The 19010-nt window shown below is 65.4% G+C and carries 17 protein-coding genes; 7 read left to right on the top strand and 10 right to left on the bottom strand.

Going from position 1 to position 19010, the window contains the following annotated elements:
- Positions 1–214: 214 nt before the first annotated feature.
- The 3 genes from OUY36_RS16665 to gcl all read right to left on the bottom strand — a co-directional run bounded on the left by OUY36_RS16665 (position 215) and on the right by gcl (position 3879).
- Complete coding sequence (locus OUY36_RS16665; protein ID WP_267935176.1) at positions 215–1120, bottom strand: 2-hydroxy-3-oxopropionate reductase; 906 nt, start codon at positions 1118–1120, stop codon at positions 215–217.
- Between the two features lie 21 nt (positions 1121–1141).
- The gene (hyi, locus tag OUY36_RS16660) at positions 1142–1924 is read right to left on the bottom strand and encodes a hydroxypyruvate isomerase (RefSeq protein WP_125869080.1); all 783 of its coding nucleotides are present in this window, start codon (positions 1922–1924) and stop codon (positions 1142–1144) included.
- A gap of 173 nt (positions 1925–2097) precedes the next feature.
- The gene (gene gcl, locus OUY36_RS16655; protein WP_267935175.1) at positions 2098–3879 is read right to left on the bottom strand and encodes a glyoxylate carboligase; all 1782 of its coding nucleotides are present in this window, start codon (positions 3877–3879) and stop codon (positions 2098–2100) included.
- Positions 3880–3988: 109 nt separating this feature from the next.
- Here gcl and OUY36_RS16650 point away from each other — a divergent pair, with 109 nt between their 5' ends.
- Positions 3989–4897 carry a LysR family transcriptional regulator gene (locus OUY36_RS16650; RefSeq protein ID WP_013983705.1) on the top strand — a complete coding sequence of 303 codons (909 nt, stop codon included), beginning with the start codon at positions 3989–3991 and terminating at the stop codon, positions 4895–4897.
- Positions 4898–4902: 5 nt separating this feature from the next.
- Here the strand turns inward: OUY36_RS16650 and uraH are convergent, their stop codons facing one another.
- Positions 4903–5313 carry a hydroxyisourate hydrolase gene (uraH, locus tag OUY36_RS16645; RefSeq protein ID WP_013983704.1) on the bottom strand — a complete coding sequence of 137 codons (411 nt, stop codon included), beginning with the start codon at positions 5311–5313 and terminating at the stop codon, positions 4903–4905.
- A gap of 16 nt (positions 5314–5329) precedes the next feature.
- Positions 5330–5833: a GlcG/HbpS family heme-binding protein gene (locus OUY36_RS16640; RefSeq protein ID WP_267935174.1), complete on the bottom strand. Its 504-nt coding sequence runs from the start codon at positions 5831–5833 to the stop codon at positions 5330–5332.
- A 140-nt stretch (positions 5834–5973) separates the two neighbouring features.
- Here OUY36_RS16640 and OUY36_RS16635 point away from each other — a divergent pair, with 140 nt between their 5' ends.
- From OUY36_RS16635 to OUY36_RS16615, 5 genes are all read left to right on the top strand, one after another.
- A complete protein-coding gene (locus OUY36_RS16635) occupies positions 5974–6648 on the top strand; it encodes a heavy metal response regulator transcription factor (protein ID WP_267935173.1) in 675 nt (224 codons plus the stop codon).
- A complete protein-coding gene (locus OUY36_RS16630) occupies positions 6645–8003 on the top strand; it encodes a heavy metal sensor histidine kinase (RefSeq protein WP_267935172.1) in 1359 nt (452 codons plus the stop codon). Before OUY36_RS16635 ends, OUY36_RS16630 begins: the two co-directional genes overlap by 4 nt.
- 83 nt (positions 8004–8086) lie before the next feature.
- Entirely contained in the window at positions 8087–8878 is a 792-nt protein-coding gene (gene xth, locus OUY36_RS16625) for an exodeoxyribonuclease III (RefSeq protein WP_267935171.1), read from the top strand.
- A gap of 133 nt (positions 8879–9011) precedes the next feature.
- Positions 9012–10271: a sensor domain-containing phosphodiesterase gene (locus OUY36_RS16620; RefSeq protein WP_267935170.1), complete on the top strand. Its 1260-nt coding sequence runs from the start codon at positions 9012–9014 to the stop codon at positions 10269–10271.
- A 127-nt stretch (positions 10272–10398) separates the two neighbouring features.
- Positions 10399–10851, top strand: a complete 453-nt coding sequence (locus OUY36_RS16615; RefSeq protein WP_267935169.1) for a PA2169 family four-helix-bundle protein — start codon at positions 10399–10401, stop codon at positions 10849–10851.
- A 113-nt stretch (positions 10852–10964) separates the two neighbouring features.
- On the opposite strand, the gene OUY36_RS16610 is transcribed toward OUY36_RS16615, so the two are convergent.
- Positions 10965–11585 (bottom strand): TetR/AcrR family transcriptional regulator, encoded by a 621-nt coding sequence (locus OUY36_RS16610; protein WP_110776158.1) that lies wholly within the window; start codon positions 11583–11585, stop codon positions 10965–10967.
- Between the two features lie 223 nt (positions 11586–11808).
- Between OUY36_RS16610 and OUY36_RS16605 the strand changes: the two genes are divergently transcribed.
- Positions 11809–13740, top strand: a complete 1932-nt coding sequence (locus OUY36_RS16605) for a methyl-accepting chemotaxis protein (protein ID WP_267935168.1) — start codon at positions 11809–11811, stop codon at positions 13738–13740.
- A gap of 59 nt (positions 13741–13799) precedes the next feature.
- Here OUY36_RS16605 and OUY36_RS16600 read toward each other — a convergent pair whose 3' ends face one another.
- The 4 genes from OUY36_RS16600 to OUY36_RS16585 form a co-directional block, all read right to left on the bottom strand.
- Positions 13800–14612, bottom strand: a complete 813-nt coding sequence (locus OUY36_RS16600) for an outer membrane protein OmpK (protein ID WP_267935166.1) — start codon at positions 14610–14612, stop codon at positions 13800–13802.
- A 199-nt stretch (positions 14613–14811) separates the two neighbouring features.
- Entirely contained in the window at positions 14812–15639 is an 828-nt protein-coding gene (locus OUY36_RS16595) for an outer membrane protein OmpK (RefSeq protein WP_267935164.1), read from the bottom strand.
- An 85-nt stretch (positions 15640–15724) separates the two neighbouring features.
- Positions 15725–17230: a uracil-xanthine permease family protein gene (locus OUY36_RS16590; RefSeq protein ID WP_267935163.1), complete on the bottom strand. Its 1506-nt coding sequence runs from the start codon at positions 17228–17230 to the stop codon at positions 15725–15727.
- A 178-nt stretch (positions 17231–17408) separates the two neighbouring features.
- Complete coding sequence (locus OUY36_RS16585) at positions 17409–18959, bottom strand: cation:proton antiporter family protein (RefSeq protein ID WP_125869090.1); 1551 nt, start codon at positions 18957–18959, stop codon at positions 17409–17411.
- Between the last annotated feature and the right edge of the window lie 51 nt (positions 18960–19010).

The following is a 19010-nucleotide window of genomic DNA, read 5'->3' as shown; positions in this document are numbered from 1 at the left end:
CGGGCGAATCGAAAAGGTGCCGTCCGCAGACGGCGGTTGGTGTGCAGGCGCGCGGGGCCCTGGTCGTGGGGGAGACGCGATGATTCCGACCCCGCGTACTTGCACACCAACCCTTTGAGCATCACTGGTGCCGAGTGTTGCGCTGATCCCACCACCCGGTCTGTCTGTCCCTGAAGGTGGGGCCGCAAGGCTCGACGCAGCGTGCTCGAAGGCTTTACTCCTTGCGGATCGAGAAATTGGCCATGTGCTCGAGGCCCTTGATCAGCGCCGAGTGGTCCCAGCCGCTGCCGCCGATCGCCGCACAGGTGCTGAACACCTGCTGGGCATTGGCGGTGTTGGGCAGGTTCAGGCCCAACTCGCGGGCGCCGGCCAGGGCGAGGTTGAGGTCCTTCTGATGCAGGCTGATGCGGAAGCCCGGGTCGAAGGTGCCCTTGATCATGCGTTCGCCATGCACTTCGAGGATCTTCGAGCCGGCGAAACCGCCCATCAGTGCCTCGCGCACCTTGGCCGGATCAGCCCCGTTCTTCGCGGCGAACAGCAGTGCCTCGGCGACCGCCTGGATGTTCAGCGCGACGATGATCTGGTTGGCCACCTTGGCCGTCTGGCCGTCGCCGTTCTCGCCGACGCGGGTGATGTTCTTGCCCATCGCCTGGAACAGTGGCAGTGCACGTTCGAAGGCCGCTTCGCTACCGCCGACCATGATCGACAGGGTGGCCGCCTTGGCGCCGACTTCACCACCGGATACCGGGGCGTCGAGGTATTCAGCGCCGGTGGCCTTGATCTTCTCGGCGAACTGCTTGGTGGCGGTGGGGGAGATCGAGCTCATGTCGATCACCACCTTGCCGGCGCCGACGCCGGCGGCCACGCCGTCGGCGCGGAACAGCACGTCTTCGACCTGCGGGGTGTCCGGCACCATGACGATGATGAACTCGGCTTCCTGAGCGACCTCCTGCGGGTTGGCCAGGCCGATGGCGCCGGCCTCGGTCAGTTCGGTCGGGGCCTGGTCGTGGTGTTGGGACAGAAAGATCTGGTGGCCGGCCTTCTGCAGGTTGATTGCCATGGGCTTGCCCATGATGCCGGTGCCGATGAATCCGATCTTAGCCATGAGTGTTCTCCTCAAATCTGGTTGGTTCGCGTCAGTTCAAATGGCGTTGTGGCTCTTCAGCCAACCAAGGCCCGCTTCGGTGGTGGTGGCCGGCTTGTACTCGCAGCCGACCCAGCCCTGGTAGCCGATGCGATCCAGGTGCTCGAACAGGAAGCGGTAATTGATTTCGCCGGTGCCTGGCTCGTTGCGCCCGGGGTTGTCCGCCAGCTGGATGTGGTTGATCGCCGCCAGGTTGGTCTCGATGGTGCGCGCCAGGTCTCCCTCCATGATCTGCATGTGGTAGATGTCGTACTGCAGGAACAGGTTGGGGTGGCCGACCTTGCCGCGGATCTCCTGCGCCTGGGAGGTGTTGTTTAGGAAGAAGCGCGGGATGTCGCGGGTGTTGATCATCTCCATCACCAGGCGAATGCCGGCCTCCTCGAGCTTCTGCGCGGCGTAGCGCAGGTTTTCGATAAAGGTGATTTCCAGCTGGCCGAGATCGGCGCCACGCGGGGCGATGCCGGCCAGGCAGTTGACCTGGGTGTTGCCCAGCACCTTGGCGTAGGCGATGGCCTTGTCCACGCCGGCGCGGAACTCCTCGACCCGCTCCGGCAGGATGGCGATGCCACGCTCGCCCCCGGCCCAGTCACCGGCCGGCAGGTTGAACAGCACCTGGGTCAGCTTGTTGGCCTCCAGCTGAGCCTTGATCTGCTCGGCAGGGAAGTCATAGGGGAACAGGTACTCGACACCGGAAAAGCCGGCCTGGGCGGCAGCGGCGAAGCGGTCCATGAAGTCCTGCTCGGTGAACAGCATCGACAGGTTGGCGGCAAAGCGGGGCATGGTTTTCTCCTGATCTGTAGGGATCACATTCGGTTTCGCGTTGCGGTGGCGTGGTGGCCACCCTGGGTGTTGCCTTTGCGGTGGATATGCTTCGCGATATCCACCCTACGGTCCGAAGTGTTCGTAGGATGGAAGACCGCGAAGCGTCTTCCACGCGTCTGGTTACGGTTGAATCAGTCCAGCAATCCGACCGCGGTCGGCGCATCTTCCCGGCCTGCGGCCAGCGCCTCGAACTCGTTGATCGCGTCGATCTCGGTGCCCATGGCGATGTTGGTCACCCGCTCGAGGATCACCTCGATCACCACCGGCACCTGGTGCTCGGCCATCCAGGCCTGGGCCTGCTCGATGGCCGGGCGCAGGTCTTCCTGCTTGAACACGCGCAGCGCCTTGCAGCCCAGGCCCTCGACTACCGCGACGTGATCGACGCCGTAACCTTCCATGCCGCTCTGGTCGGCATTGATGTTCTCGAAGCCGAGCTGCACGCAGTAATCCATCTCGAAGCCGCGCTGCGCCTGGCGGATCAGCCCGAGGTAGGCGTTGTTCACCAGGATGTGCAGGTAGGGCAGCTTGAACTGCGCACCGACGGCCAGTTCCTCGATCATGAACTGGAAGTCGTAGTCGCCCGACAGCGCCACCACCTTGCGCGCCGGGTCGGCGGCAACCACACCGAGCGCTGCCGGAATGGTCCAGCCGAGCGGGCCGGCCTGGCCGCAGTTGATCCAGTTGCGCGGCTGGTAGACATGCAGGAACTGCGCAGCGGCGATCTGCGACAGGCCGATGGTGCTGACGTAGCAGGTGTCCTTGCCGAAGGCGTTGTTCATGCACTGGTACACGCGCTGCGGCTTCATCGGCACGCTGTCGAAGTTGGTCTTGCGCAACATCGTGCGCTTGCGTTCCAGGCAGTCGGCGGCCCAGGCGCGGCGATCCGGCAGACGGCCTTCGGCCTTGCGCGCCTTGGCCACTTCAACGAACAGCTCCAGCGCGGCGCGGGCATCGGAGACGATGCCGTAGTCCGGCGCGAACACCCGACCGATCTGGGTAGGCTCGATGTCGACGTGGACGAAGGTGCGGCCCTTGGTATAGGTCTCCACGGAGCCGGTGTGACGGTTGGCCCAGCGGTTGCCGATGCCGAGCACGAAGTCGGATTCGAGCAGGGTCGCGTTGCCGTAGCGGTGGCTGGTCTGCAGCCCGCACATGCCGGCCATCAGCGGATGGTCGTCGGGGATCGAGCCCCAGCCCATCAGCGTCGGGATCACCGGCACGCCCACGGTCTCGGCGAATTCCACCAGCAAGGCCTCGGCCGCAGCGTTGTAGATGCCGCCACCGGCGACGATCAGCGGACGCTCGGCGGCGCAGAGCATGTCGATGGCCTTCTCGATCTGCTTGCGGGTCGCCGCCGGCTTGTACACGGCGAGCGGCTCGTAGGTGTCGATGTCGAATTCGATCTCGCCCATTTGCACATCAAACGGCAGGTCGATCAGCACCGGTCCGGGACGCCCCGAGCGCATCACATGGAAGGCCTGCTGAAACACGCGCGGCACCAACGCCGGTTCGCGAACGGTAACCGCCCACTTGGTCACCGGCTTGGCAATGGATTCGATATCGACAGCCTGAAAGTCCTCCTTGTGCAGCTTGGCACGCGGCGCCTGGCCGGTGATGCACAGGATCGGGATCGAGTCGGCCGAGGCGGAATAGAGGCCGGTGATCATGTCGGTGCCGGCCGGGCCAGAGGTGCCGATGCACACGCCGATGTTGCCCGGCTTGGCGCGGGTATAGCCCTCGGCCATGTGCGAGGCACCCTCGACGTGGCGGGCGAGGATGTGGCGGATGCTGCCATCGGCCCGCAGGGCGGAATACAGCGGATTGATCGCGGCTCCGGGGATGCCGAAGGCGGTGTCGATGCCTTCCTTGCGCAATACCGCGACGGCGGCGTCGATTGCTCTCATGCGGGCCATGGACCACTCCTCTTATTCGATAGTTTTTCTACGTGGCTCAAGCATGCCGCCCTGGATTCGCTGGCGGAATTGGTCGAGACTTCAGTTCTGTCGATATCAGGAGTATCGAATGGATCGCTATACGACCCTGCGCAGCTTCGTGCTGGTGGCCGACTGCGGCAGCTTCGCCGCCGCCGCGCACAAGGAGAACGTCACCCCGGTGGTGATGGGGCGGCGGCTGGATGCGCTGGAGCGGCATCTGGGCGTCAAGCTGATGCACCGCTCCACCCGCGGCCTGTCGCTGACCGATCTGGGCGAGCAGTATCTGGAGCGCGCCCGCGGGCTGCTCAAGGACTTCGATGAGGTGGACGCCAGCATCAGCCACGACCGCACCTCGGTACGCGGCCACCTGGTGGTGTCGGCGCCGGCGGCATTCGGGCGGCGGCATATCGGCCCGCACGCACCGGCGTTCCAGGCGCGCTACCCGGACCTGCAACTGTCGTTCAACTTCACCGACAGCGTGGTCGACCTGGTGCGCCACGGTTACGACATGGGCATTCGCATCGGCGAGGTGACCGACCCCAACTACGTGGCGGTGCGGCTTTTCCCGAACAGGCGGGTGGTCTGTGGCTCGCCCGAGTACTTCGCCCGCCACGGTACGCCGACGACGCTGGAGGAACTGACCGAGCACAACTGCCTGGCCTTCAACCTGCAGGGCGGTCAGCAGCGCGGCTGGACCTTTCTGCGCGACGGCCGGCAGGTGGCCATCCGCGTGGCCGGCAATCTGGACTGCAATGACGGTGAGCTGCTGTTCGACTGGGTCAAGCAGGGCCTGGGCATCGGCTGGCGCTCGACCTGGGAGATCCAGGCCGAGCTCAAGCGCGGCGAGCTGGTCACGGTACTCGACGAGTACGCATTGCCGGCCTACGACATCCAGGCCGTCTACCCGCAGCAGCGCTACCTGCCGGCCAAGGTGCGTTTCTTCATCGATTACCTGAAGGACATCTACAACGCACCGGGCTACTGGGAAGTGCGCTGAGCGGCTCAGTTGCCGCGGTAGGTGGAGAAGCCGTAGGGGCTCAGCAGCAGCGGGATGTGGTAGTGCTCGACGCTGCCATCGGCTTCGAAGATCACCGGAACTTCGGGGAAAAAGGTGCTGGCCTTCTGCGTGGCGAACCAGTCGCCGGTCTTGAAGGTGACGCGATAGGTGCCTTTCTCCAGCGCCTTGCCTTCCGGGTAGAGCGCCGTGATGCGACCCTGCGCGTTGGTCTCGCCGCTGTTGAGTGATTTCCAGGTGTCACCCTGACGTTGTTCCAGGGTGACGCGCACATCCGGTGACGGCAGGCCGTTCTCCAGATTCAGCACGTGCACGCTGAGCGGGTTGCCAGCTGCGAGGGTGAGACCGGACAGGCCACTGAGCATCAAGCCGGCGGCGATTGAACGTAGTGCTTTCATGGTGTTTTCCTTTTCTTCAGTGGGAGGAGGGCAGCAGTTTTTCGATGGCGGCCACGGCGCAGGCCTCATCGTTCCTGGCACCGCCGGCACCGGCCACGCCGATGGCACCGATCACCTCGTCGCCGACCTTCAGCGGCACGCCACCGCCGAGCAGCAGCAGTTCGTCCAGGGTGTTGAGGTTGGCGGCATCCGGCGTGCTGGCGGCGCGTTCGGCGAACAGGCGGGTCGGCGTCTTGCTCGACAGCGCGGTGTAGGCCTTGCGCTGCGCGGCCAGGGTGTTGTGCGGGCCGACGTTGTCGTCGCGGCGCAGCGCAACCAGATTGCCGCCGCGATCGACCACGGCGACCACCGCGGTGCGGTTCTGCGCATGGCAGGCATCCAGGGTCTGCTGGATCAGGCCGTCGGCCAGCGCCAGCGAGACGTTCTGCTGGGTGATCGGCGTCGGCGTGGCGGCGTTGGCGCTCAGGGCCGGGGTAAGCACTGCCAGGGTCAGCAGTGACAGGGTGGCGACGATACGCATATCGATTTCTCCGGTGGCTGGGTTTCGAGGCGCATGCTGCCGCCCGCCGACCGTCAGAACCGTTGCCTGCGCATTACGCTTTTGTAATGGCTGCCAAGTCGTTGGCCCCATAACCTATGCGCCATCAATGAGGTGATCCGATGCGAATTCTGGTGGTGGAGGACGAGGCCAAGACGGCCGATTACCTCAAGCGAGGGTTGGAGGAGTCCGGCTACCGGGTGGAGGTCGCGCGCAACGGCGTCGACGGCAAACACCTGATCGAGGAGGAAACGTTCGATCTGGTAATCCTCGACGTCATGCTGCCCGGGCTCGATGGCTGGCAGCTGGTGCAGGTGGTGCGCCAGCGCTCGGCGCACACGCCGGTGCTGTTCCTCACCGCCCGCGATGCGGTGGAGGACCGTGTGCGCGGGCTGGAACTGGGCGCCGACGACTATCTGGTCAAGCCGTTTTCCTATGCCGAGCTGCTGGCGCGGGTACGCACCCTGCTGCGCCGCGGCCCGCCGCGCGAGGTCGAACGTTTCCACGTCGCCGACCTGGAGCTGGACCTGCTGCGCCGCCGCGTCGCCCGTCAGGGCGAGCGCATCAACCTGACCAACAAGGAGTTCGCCTTGCTGCACCTCTTGCTCAGCCGTCAGGGCGAGGTGCTGTCCCGCGCACAGATCGCTTCGCAGGTCTGGCAGATGAACTTCGACAGCGATACCAATGTGGTCGACGTGGCGATCCGCCGGCTGCGCGCCAAGGTCGACGATCCGTACCCGCTCAAGCTGATCCACACCGTGCGCGGCATGGGCTACGTGCTGGACCTCTCGGCATGAGCCTGTGGCCACGTTCGCTCAGCCTGCGCCTGGCGCTGGCCTTCGCCCTCGTCGCGGTGGTGCTGCTCGGGGCCATCGGCCTCTACCTGTACCGCTCGCTGGAACGCGAGATCGTCTGGCGCGACGACCAGGCGCTGCTCGGCCGGCTGGAGCGCATGCAGGCACTGCTGGATGACAGCGCCAGCATCGACGCGCTGCGCCAGCGGCCGCAGCTCTACGAGAACATGCTGGGCAACCGCGACAGCCTGCTCTGGCTGCTGGATGCCCAGGGGCGCGCGCTGATCGAGATCAACCCGGCGCGGCTGCCCATTCCGACGTTGCCGGCTGGCGACGCAGCGGCGCTGACCGATACAGACGGGGCGCGGCTGGCCTGGCGGCGGCTGCCGGGCGAGGCGGGGCTGACGCTGGTGGCCGGGCGCCTGCTCGCCGAGCGCGAACAGATGCTCGCGGCCTACCGTGTGAAGCTGTGGTGGGCGCTGAGCCTCGGTGCGCTGCTGGCGTCCGTGCTCGGCTGGCTGATCAGCCGGCGCGCGCTACGTCCGGTGCGCCAGCTGACGCGTCAGGCCCTGGCGATCGACGTGCAGCATCTGCACCTGCGCCTGGACGACTCGACCGTGCCGAGCGAGCTGGAACCGCTACGCGCGGCGCTGAACCAGATGCTGGGCCGGCTGGAACAGGGTTTCGTCCGGCTGTCGCGCTTCAGCGAAGACCTGGCCCACGAGATGCGCACGCCATTGGGCAACCTCATGGGCCAGACCCAGCAGTTGTTGCACCGCGCGCGATCGGTCGAGGAGTACGAGGCACTGCTGGCCTCCAATCAGGAGGAGTACGAGCGCCTGGCGCGGATGATCGACAACATGCTGTTTCTCGCGCGTGCCGAGCAGCCGGCGGCGGCCATCGAGCGGCAGCGCTTTGCACTGCCGGCACTGGTCGAGCAACTGTGCGACTACTTCGAAGGCGTCGCCGAAGAGCGCGGCATCCAGCTGCTCGACGAAACCGAGGGCGAGCTGTGCGGCGACCCCGAGCTGATCCGCCGGGCGCTGGCCAATCTCGTCGCCAACGCGCTGCGCTACGGCGCGGCCGACAGCCCGGTGCGCATCGTCAGCGGCTCAGAGGACGGCTGGCGGTCGGTCAGCGTGATCAATCTGGGGCCGCCGATTGCAGCCGAGCACCTGCCGCGGCTGTTCGACCGCTTCTACCGCTGCGATCCGTCACGCGCCGAACCGGGCGATTCCGGCGGCCTGGGGTTGGCCATCGTGCGGTCGATCATGCAGCTGCACGGCGGCGAGGTGGTTGTGCATAGCGACACGGAGATGACCGAATTCACCCTGCGTTTCGCCGAAACGCCGGTCTGATTCCGATCATTGGCACCGGATCGGGAAGCTTCACTGCGCTGTCACAGCTAAGGTGGATATAACCGCCTGTGAGAGACGCGCGTGTGGCTAGTCTGAAAATCGCTACCTACAACATCAATGGCATCCGTGCACGCCGGGGCAATCTGCTCGAATGGCTGGCGCGTGAGCAGCCCGATGTGGTCTGCCTGCAGGAGCTCAAGGCGCAGGATGCCGACTTTCCCATCGATGACATCCGCGGTGCCGGCTACGGCGCCATCTGGCATGGGCAAAAGTCCTGGAACGGCGTGGCCATTCTTGCCCGTGACAGCGAACCGCTGGAGATCCGCCGCGGCCTGCCCGGCGACCCGGGCGACAGCCACAGCCGCTATCTGGAGGCCGCGGTGCACGGGGTGATCGTCGCCAGCCTCTATCTACCCAACGGCAACCCGCAGCCCGGGCCGAAGTTCGACTACAAGCTGAGCTGGTTCGAGCGGCTGATCGAGCACGCCGCAGGCCTGCTCGCCAGCGGGCATCCGGTGGTGCTGGCCGGCGACTACAACGTGGTGCCGACCGACGAGGACATCTACAACCCGCGCTCCTGGCTGAAGGACGCGCTGCTGCAGCCGGAAAGCCGCGATTGTTTCGATCGCCTGCTGGCGCAGGGCTGGACCGACGCGTTGCGCGCCAAATACCCGGACGAGCGCATCTACACCTTCTGGGATTACTTTCGACAGCACTGGCAGAAGAACTCCGGGCTGCGCATCGACCATCTATTGCTCAGCCCGAACCTCGCGCCGCGGCTGCAGGACGCCGGCGTGGATCGCTGGGTGCGCGGGCAGGAACATGCCAGTGACCACGCGCCGACCTGGATCAGCCTGGCGCGCGAGGCGGACTGATCGTCACGGCGGCCGTGCCGTGGGTGCGACCGCCCCGATGAGAGGCTGCGTGGCGGCTGGTTGTTGCGCAGCGGATGTGACCGGCCGATAACCCGGCGGGTTATGCAGCACGGCGTAGACCTTGGAGGAAAGGATGCTTGGAAATTTGAGGCCGATTGCAGCCGCTCAGGATCTGAGCGATCCGCTCGCCGTGCTGGCGAAGCTGGAAGCCGGCAATGTGCCGATCGGCTCCATGCTGTGCGAGGCGCTGCATGCGGTGCGCAGCCACCTCGGTATGGAAGTCGCGTTCATCGCCGAGTTCAGCGAGGGGGCCCGGGTGTTCCGCCATGTCGATGGGCGGACCGAGCACCTGGTGCTGTGTGTCGGCGACTCCAATCCGCTGGAGGAGAGCTATTGCCAGCGCGTCGTCGATGGCCGCCTGCCGGAATTGATCAACGACGCCACCCAGCTGCCGGCGGCGCTGGAGCTGCCGGTTACCCGCGAACTGCCGGTCGGCGCGCACCTGAGCGTGCCGATCCGTTTCAGCGACGGTGGGGTGTACGGCACCTTCTGCTGCTTCAGCACGCAGCCGGATGGCAGCCTGAACGAGCGTGATCTAAACACGCTGCGGCTGTTCGCCGCCTTCGCCGGGCGGCTGCTGGAGACCCAGGCGAAAAGCCAGCAGAGCTGCGACAGCAAGCGCAGCCGGGTCGAGAACGTGCTGGCCGAGCGGAGCTATGCGGTGGTCTACCAGCCCATCGTGCATCTGGTGGAGAACCGCATCGTCGGCCACGAGGCGCTGGCGCGCTTCCTCGCCGACCCGCAGCGCACGCCGGACAAGTGGTTCGATGAAGCGGGCCAGGTCGGGCTGCAGAAGGAGCTGGAGATTGCCCTGATCGAGGCCGCGCTGCAGGGCTTCGACCGTCTACCGGCCGACAGCTACCTGTCGCTCAACGTCTCGCCCGAAACCATCCTGGCCGGAGCGCTCAGCGAGGTGCTAGCCCGCCAGCCACTGGACCGGCTGATGCTGGAAGTCACCGAGCATGCCCTGGTGCAGGACTACGAGCGGCTCGCCGAGGCACTGGAACCGCTGCGCCGCGAGGGCCTGCGGCTTGCCGTGGACGATGCCGGCGCCGGCTACGCGAGCTTCCGCCACATCCTCAAACTCAAGCCGGACGTGATCAAGCTCGATGCCAGCCTGATCCGTAATGTCGACAGCGATACCGGCTGCCGTGCGCTGGCCGCAGCGCTGATCCGCTTCGCCGAGGAAACCGGCTGCAAGGTGGTCGCCGAGGGGGTCGAAACGCAGGAAGAACTGGCCATGCTGCGCCGCCTGGAGGTGAACAAGGCCCAGGGTTACCTGCTCGGTCGGCCGGCACCTTTGGGCCCGCTCGCGAAGGCCAACCGAACGTAGCGCGCGTCCAGCTACTGCTGGCGCCTCGGTCTGGTTTCGCTGAACCTTTGGCGCCAGCCGGCAGTCGACTGCTAACACCGGCCGCCATCTGCGGCCTTCTCCGAGTCGACCTGCCAGGAGGTACGAGATGGACACGAAAGAGACGATTTCCGTGCTCAACGATCTGATTGAGACCTGCAAGGATGGGGAAAAGGGCTTTCTCGAGTGCGCCGAGGACCTGCGTGACCCGCAGCTCAAGAGCACCATGAACCAGCGTTCGCGTGATTGCGCCAGCGCGGCCGCCGAGCTGCAGCAGCTGGTGCGCTCGCTGGGTGGCGATCCGGAAACCAGCACCAGCATGTCGGCGGACATCCATCGCCGCTGGGTCGATCTCAAGGCGATGATCACCGGCAAGGATGACGAGGCGATTCTCAACGAGTGCGAGCGCGGTGAGGATGTGGCGGTCAAGAGCTACCGCAAAGCCTTGGAAAAAGACCTGCCGGCCGAGGTGCGCAGCGTGGTCCAGAATCAGTACCAGGGCGTTCAGCGCAACCATGATCAGGTCAAGGCACTGCGAGACGCCGCCCGCGCACGCGGCTAACGGCGCGGCACCCGTCAGGATGAACGCCAGCACTTGCTGGCGTTTTTTATGCGCGGCCGTTCAATCCGGCTCCCACGGCACCTACCTGCGCATGGCGTACTGTGGCGCCGGCGTCAGGCCGGCGTCGGCTCGGCGACTTCGCAGCCCCGCAGTACCAGGCGGATGATGGTGTCGGCGGCGGCATCGTAATCGGCCTCGTCGAGCCGGGCCTTGCCGGTGACAGTGCTAATCTGCCAGTCGAAGTCGGCGTAGGTCTGGGTCGCGGCCCAGATGCTGAAGAGCAGGTGGCTGGGGTCGATGGGGGCCATCAGACCCTGGTCGATCCAGCCCTGAATGCAGGCGATGTTATGCGCGGCCTGGGCGTTGAGCTGGGCGGTGCGCTCCGGTGACAGGTGTGGGGCGCCATGCATGATCTCGCTGGCGAACACCTTGGACGCATAGGCGTGATCGCGGGAGATGCGGATCTTGGTGCGGATGTAGGCGCGCAGCACCTCGGCCGGATGCCCGGGCTGATTGAACGGTGCCGAGGCTTCGAGCAGCGGTTCGACGATGCTCTCCAGCACCTCGCGATAGAGGTTTTCCTTGGACTTGAAGTAGTAGTAGACGTTGGGCTTCGGCAGCCCGGCGCGGGCGGCGATGTCGCTGGTCTTGGTGGCGGCGAAGCCCTTTTCCGCGAATTCCTCGCTGGCGGCTCGCAGGATCACGTCTCGGTTGCGCTCTCGAATGCTGGACATGCGGACCTGTTTGGCTGGCGCCGCCCGGCCTGGCGGCGGTTCGGCATGCTAGCACTCGCTTCTTTGCGGCCTCAACCGAGCCGCCATCCGTCGGTTCAGCCCGAGCCCAGGCTAAACGCCATCAAGTTCCCGACGGCCATGCCGCTAAATGATCTTGCGTGCGTCATAAATTGTGTACAGTAATGGCGCTTTTATGTGTCCAATAATAACGCGAGGGCCTTCCATGCAGTTCTTCAAGCGCAGCATTCAGTGGCAACTGATCCTCAGCATGGGCGCGGCACTGCTGGCGAGCCTGCTGATCGTCATCCTGGTGTATGCCTCGGCTGTCGAGCGCCTCGCCGAGCGCTACCTGCTCGGTGAAGCGTTGCCGGCCAATATCAACGCCATTCGCAACGATATCGAGCGCACCCTGGCGGCGCCCATCACCGCCACCGCCGGTATCGCCGGCAACACGCTGGTTCACGACTGGCTGATCCAGGGCGAGGATTCGCGGCAGGCCGAGGCCATCGGCCGCTACCTCAATGGCGTGAAAGCCCAGCAGAACGCGCTGACCACCTCGATCGCCGTACTCGACAGCGGCCACTATTACTCCGACGCCGGGCTGAGCCGGACCCTGTCACGCTCGGCAGACGCCGACGGCTGGTTCTACAGCCTGGTGGACGGCAGCCTCGAGCGCCGGCTGGAGCTGGACGTCGACAAGGCCACCGGCCAGCCGACCCTGTTCATCAACCAGCGCATCAGTGCTGGCGGGCGAGTACTTGGCGTGGCCGGGCTGGGTTACAGCCTGAGCGCCATGTCCGCACTGATCGCCGACTTCCGCTTTGGCGAGCGTGGCGAGGTCTATCTGGTCGGCAGCGATGGCCAGGTGAAAATCCATCCGCGCAGCGAGCACAACGGCCGCGCCGCGCTGGCCGAGTTGGCCGGCACGCAAGCTGCGCGGCAGTTGGAAGCCCAGGCCGGACAGGTGGTGCGTTTCGAGCGTAATGGCGAAACGTTTCTGGCCATGGCGCAACCGCTGGATGGGCTCGGCTGGACGCTGATCGCCGAGGTGCCCGAGGCGGAAATCTTTGCCGAGGCGCGTCGTACGCTCTGGACGACCAGCCTGATCGGTTCGGCTATCGGCCTGTTCTTTCTCGGCGTGATCGTCCTGCTGGCGCGCGGGCTTGTGCGGCCGATTCGCCAGGTCACGGCGGCGCTGGTGGAAATCGGTGGTGGCGGTGGCGATCTCACCCGCCGTCTGGACGAAAGCCGTGCCGACGAGCTCGGCGACCTGGCGCGTGGCTTCAATCGGTTCATCGGCAGCCTGCGCAGCCTTATCGGCGATGTGCTCAAGACCAGCGAACAGCTGCGCAGTGCGGTCGGTCAGGTGGCTCGGGTGGTGGACGACACCGCGGTGCGCGCCGGGCGCCAGCATGAGATGACCGACATGGTGGCGACCGCCGTGCACGAAATGGGACTCACCGTGCAGGAGATCGCGCGTAATGCCAGCAATGCGGCGCAGGCCTCCCAGGGCGCCCGCAGCGAGGCGCTCGAGGCGCGCCAAGTGGTCGGCGAGTCGATCGGGCATATCGAGCGGATGTCGGGCGACATCGGCCAGGCCGCCGGCTCGGTGACCGATCTGGCGCAGCAGGTGGCCTCCATCGATCAGGTGCTGGCGGTGATCCGCAGCATTTCCGAACAGACCAATCTGCTGGCCCTTAACGCCGCCATCGAGGCCGCCCGCGCCGGCGACATGGGCCGTGGCTTCGCCGTGGTCGCCGATGAGGTGCGCACCCTGGCCAGCCGCACCCAGGCCTCGACCGACGAGATCCAGCAGATGATCGGGCGGCTGAAGAACGGTGCCGAAACCGCCGTCAGCGCGATGCATGCCGGGCAGGCTGCAACGGGTACCGGCGTGCAGGCCAGTCAGCGCACTGGCGAGTCCCTGCAGGCGATCACCGCCCAGGTGGAAGCCATCAGCGACATGAACACCCAGGTCGCCGCCGCGACCGAGGAGCAGAGCAGCGTCACCGAGGAGATTACCCACAACGTGCAGGGTATCGCCGATCTGGCCCAGGCCACCGCCCAGGACGTGCAGGGCTGCCGGGCCGACTGCCAGACGCTGTCGAAACTGGCCGAGGATCTTGGCCGCCAGATGGGCAGCTTCCGCTTGTAGGCGACGGAGCCGCGGAAACAAAAAGGGCGCCTCTCGGCGCCCCTTTTATTGCTCGACCTTTAGAAGTGCGCCTTGACGATGGCACTGAAGGTGTTCTGGTCGGTCTTGCCGACGAAGTTGTCGCTTACGAAACCGCCATCCTTGATGCCGTACTTGTTGGTCCAGTAGTCGTATTCGATACCGACGTACAGCTGCTTCTCGCCCCAGTTCAGCGCCTTGCCCAGGTCGTACTTGATCTGCGGGTTGAAGTGGAAGTTGGCGTGGTATTCCTCGCCGCGGGAGTTGCGGTCGTTGTCCACCACCCAGTCGATGAAACCGTCGATGAGGATGTCGGAATTGCCCACCGGCAGGGTGTAGCCCCACACCGGGGTGATCTGCCAGACGCCATCGCCCACGCGGTCGCCGTCGGTGTCGCGGTGATAGATGTTGACGGAGAAGTAGTCGAAGCCGGGGACGGCCAAGTCGAAGCCCGGGCCGATCATGTAGGTCTCCACATCGCCTTCGCCGAACTCGTAGGTCATGGCGACCAGCACGTCCTTGATCGGGCCGAAGCTCAGGTCCTGCTGAAGGATCTTGCCGAACGACAGGCGCGGCGAGAATTCGCCGTAGAAGGTGCTGTCGTCGCGGCCGTTGTCGTTGCCCTTGCCGTTGTAGTGGATCGAGTCGACGAAGAAGAAGGTATCGCCGTATTTCCAGCCGTTGGCGTGCTCGAAGGTGACGGTCTGCTGGATCGGCGAATCGATCTTGTAATCCTTGCCGTACAGGTAGGTCAGGCTGTTGCTGTGCCAGTAGAGCAGTCCTTCGGCCATTGCCGGGGCGGACAGCAGGCTGCCGGCGACTGCGGCGGCGAGAGGGAGAGTTTTCAGGTGCATGGTGGCGCTCCTAGGGTTCGATGGTGGCTTTTTGTTGTCATTGTCGTCCAATGCCGTCGTGGCGAGAAGCGCATAACACACCGGCTCGCGGCTGAATTAGCCGCATTGACGCGGACATGGTGTCGCAGTACGCCGATTGCCGTAGCGATGTGACCTGACGGCTCGCGGAGTGCGCCGAGGTTACCCGGCGCTCCGGTGTTCAGAAGTGCGCCTTGACGATGAAGTTGACCACGTTGTTGTCGGTGTTGAAGACGCGGCTGTCCTCGATGCCGTACTTGTTGCTCCAGTAGTCGTACTCGACGCCCACATAGAGCCTGCCGGCCCCGTGGTCCAAGGCCTTGCCGAGGTCGTACTTCACCTGCGGATTGAAGTGGAAGTTCTTCGCCAGGTAGTTGCCGCGTGCCTTGGAGCCGGCGTCGTTCACCACCCAGTCGATATAGCCGTCGAACAGGACGTCGGACTTGCCCAGCGGGATGGTCATGGCCCAGGTCGGGGTGATCTGCCATTGGCCACTCGGCTTGCCGGTGGCGCCGTCGGGCTTGCGGTAGTAGGTGTTGATGGCGAAACGGTCGAAGCCGGGCACGCTGAGATCGACGGCCGGGCCGAGCAGGTAGTTCTGGTTCGGTGTGCCGTTGGCCAGGCTTTCGCCACGCTCGTAGGTGGCCGAGATCAGCACGTCCTTCACCGGCCCGAACGACAGGTCCGTGCCGCTGAGTTTCCCGAGCGACAGTCGCGGGCTGAACTCACCGTAGTAGGTGCGGCCGTCCTTGCCCGTGTGGCCGTTGAACCACTTGTGGTCGACGAACAGGAACATGTCGCCCCAGTTCCAGCCGCTGGCGTGTTCGAAGGTGATGGTCTGCTGGATCGAGGCCTCGCGGCCGTCCTCGCCCGAGTCGACAGCGAAGTTCTTGCCGTACAGATAGGTCAGGCTGTTGTTCTGCCAGAGCATGAGGTCGGCGGCGAGGGCAGGAGTCGTCAGCAGGGCGCCGGTGAGCGCCAGGCAGCAGGGAGCAGTCTTCAGTCGCATGGGATATTCCCTTGTGTTCTTGTTATAGGCAGGGCCGCACGACCGGCACTGCTCCGGTCGTACGGTTTGTAACGAAGTGGCGTGATCAGCCTTTGAAGTCGGCGCCTGCTGGTTGCGGCAAGGCGTCGCGACGGTGGCCGTCGTGCTCGCGGTAATCGGGGATGTTCACCGACAGGGTATTGGTGCCCACGGCGTCCTCGATCAGCTCTTCCGGGTCGAAGACATCCGCTTCGCTCGGCTCGCGGGGCAGGAACAGATTGAGCAGGATGGCGCTGAAGGCACCAATGGTGATCGGCGAGCCGAAGATGTTCTTCAGCACGTCTGGCATCGCGCTCAGCACTTCCGGCACGCCGGCCACGCCGAGGCCCAGGCCGAGAGAGATGGACACGATCAGCATGTTGCGCCGATGCAGGCCGGCTTCGGCGAGGATCTTGATGCCGGCGATGGCCACGGTGCCGAACATGATCAGCGTGGCGCCGCCGAGCACCGGTTTGGGCATCGCCTGCAGCACGCCGCCCACCACCGGGAACAGGCCCAGCAGGATCAGCAGCCCGGCGATGTAGAAGCCCACATGACGGCTGGCCACGCCGGTCAGCTGGATCACGCCGTTGTTCTGGCTGAAGGTGGTCATCGGCAGGCTGTTGAACACCGCGGCGGTGGCTGAGGCGCAGCCGTCGGCAAGAATGCCGGACTTGATGCGGCGCATGTACAGCGGGCCGCGCACCGGCTGGCGCGAGATCATCGAGTTGGCGGTGAGATCGCCGGCGGTCTCCAGTGGTGTGATGAGGAAGATCACGGCAATCGGGATGAAGGCCATCCAGTCGAAGGCGAAGCCGAAGCGGAATGGCTGCGGCACGCTCACCAGCGGCAGCTCGGCGAGGCCAGACAGATCGACCTTGCCCATCGCCAGCGCCACGGCGTAACCGACGGAGAGCGCGACGATCACCGCGGACAGCCGCAGCACCGGCCAGGGGAAGCGGTTGAGCAGCACGATGATGCCGATCACCAGACCCGCCAGCGCCAGGTTCGGCAAGGCGCCGAGGTCTGGCGCGCCGTAGCCTCCGGCGATGTCGGTCATCGCCACCTTGATCAGCGACAGGCCCATCAGACAGATGATGGTGCCGGTCACCACCGGCGTGATCACCCGGCGCAGCTTGTTGATGCACTGGCTGAAGGCGATTTCGACGAAGGCTGCGCAGAAGCTCACGCCGAACAGCGTGGCGAGGATTTCCTCCGGCGAGCCGCCGCGCGCCTTGACGATGAAGCCGGCGCTGAGAATCGCGCTGAGAAAACCGAAGCTGGTGCCCTGCAGGCAGAGCAGGCCGGAGCCGATCGGGCCGATGCGCTTGGCCTGGACGAAGGTGCCGAGGCCGGAGACGAACAGCGCCATGCTGACCAGATAGGGCACGTAGGCACCCAGGCCCAGGGCACTGCCGACGATGAGCGTGGGGGTGATGACGCCGACGAAGCTCGCCAGAACGTGCTGCAGCGCCGCGAAGAGTGCCGGGAGGGGAGCCGGGCGATCGTCCAGCCCGTAGATCAGATCCTGCTGGGGTGCAGCGCTACCGCTGCTCGTATCGGTTGCGGTCATGGTCAAGCCTGCCATTTGTTGTTGTACGGTCATGGGCTTTCGAGGGTCACGGCACCTCTCTCCGCGGCGACGGCTGTAGGGCTGGCGTCGGGATGACCTGACTATAGCAATCTGTGGACAAGCGTTGGAACAATAAATTTGTGCATTGTGTACAAGATGACGGGTGGTCGCACCCGTCTCATCGGTCTGGGTGCAGCTCCCGCGCCACGTTTTCGGCGAGGCCGGCGCCGGCCTCGCTCATGGTCAGGTAGGTGCGGTCCGCACCGGCTTCCTGGATGCGCTGAGCGATGTCTTCGTACATGGCATGGGAGACGATCAGCCCGCCAAAGCCGCTTTCGCGCAGCTTGCGGGTGGAGATGATCTTGGCCTCGGGGTCGTTCATCGCCAGGACCACGGCCTCGACCTGGTTCATCTCCAGGCTCTGCCAGAACATCTGGTCCTCGGCATCGGCGAAGAGGATGTGTCGGCCCTCGGCGGTGTTCTTTTCCACCATGACCGGGTCGGAGTCGAGGCTGACCAGCCGATAACCCTTGGCGTTCAGGTGGTCGTAGGCGGCGCGGCCGGTGCGGCCCATGCCCATGATCAGGATCTGCGCATCACCCAACGACACCGGTTGCTCGTCCGGGTGGCGAATGTTGCGCTCGCAGCGGATCAGCCGCGGTGCCAGGCGCTCGTACAGCGGGTGGGCAACGCGGTTGATCTGCGCCGAGATGATGAACGACAGCGCCACGGTGATCGCCAGTGGCATCAGCCATTGCGGCAGGACCACGCTGGCCACGATCAGACCGAACTCGCTGTAGTTGGTCAGGCTGGCAGCGCTGAGGAAGGCGCTGCGCGCACGCAGGCGAAAGGCGATGAACAGGCCGAAGAACAGCACGGCCTTGAGTGGCAGCAGCAAGGCCATGGCGAAAGCGAACCAGAGGGCGTCGGCATCCGGCAGCCCGCCGATGCCGATCTTCAGGAAGAAACCCACGAGGAACACTTCCTTGATTGCCCACAGCGAGTTGGACAGTTCGCTGGCGCGCTTGTGCTTGGCCAGCATGGCGCCGAAGGCGAGGGCGCCGAGCTCGGAACTCAGGCCCACGTACTCGAAGCCGAGCCCACCGGCGACCAGTGCCAGCATCAGGCCGAGCAGCACCATCAGCTCCTCGTGGCCGCTGTGGTCGAGCAGGCGGAACAGCAGCGGTCGCAGCAGCGGCAGCAGGAACACCAGCAGCGCCCAGGCGGAAGGCAGCTTGCCGGCGGCGAGGCTCATCACCACCAGGGCGATGAGGTCCTGGATGATCAGCACGCCGATCGCGACGCGACCGTGGAAGGCGCGCAGCTCGCGCTTGCTTTCCAGCACCTTGGCGGCCAGCACGGTACTGGAGAACGACAGGGCGATGGCCAGCAGCATCGCTTCGCGCCAGTCGCTGTCGAGGATCAGCATGATGGCCGGCAACACCAGCACGCTGGAGATGAAGAAGTGCAGCAGACTGCCGCCAATCACTTCGCGGCGCACCAGGTTGCCGAGCTTGAGCTTGAGCCCGACGGTGAACAGCAACAGCAGCACCCCCAGATGCGCCAGGTGGTCGAGGATGATGCTGTCGTCGCGGGTCACACCCACGTAATCGCCCGCTGCCGCGAGGGCGAAACCGGCGCCTAGATAGCCGATCAATGGCGGCAAGCCGATGAAGCGGGCAAGCAGCCCGAGGGCGAAGGCGAAGGCGATCCAGCTGGCTTCTATCACGGTCGGCATCCGGCGCGGGGGAGGGGCGCGGCATTGTAACGGGATGCAGCC

The sequence above is a fragment of the Stutzerimonas sp. R40042 genome (genome assembly GCF_026642215.1).
Taxonomy (GTDB): domain Bacteria; phylum Pseudomonadota; class Gammaproteobacteria; order Pseudomonadales; family Pseudomonadaceae; genus Stutzerimonas; species Stutzerimonas frequens.
The sequence above is the reverse complement of the archived record's forward strand: the minus strand, read 5'-3'. Positions and strand labels throughout refer to the sequence as shown.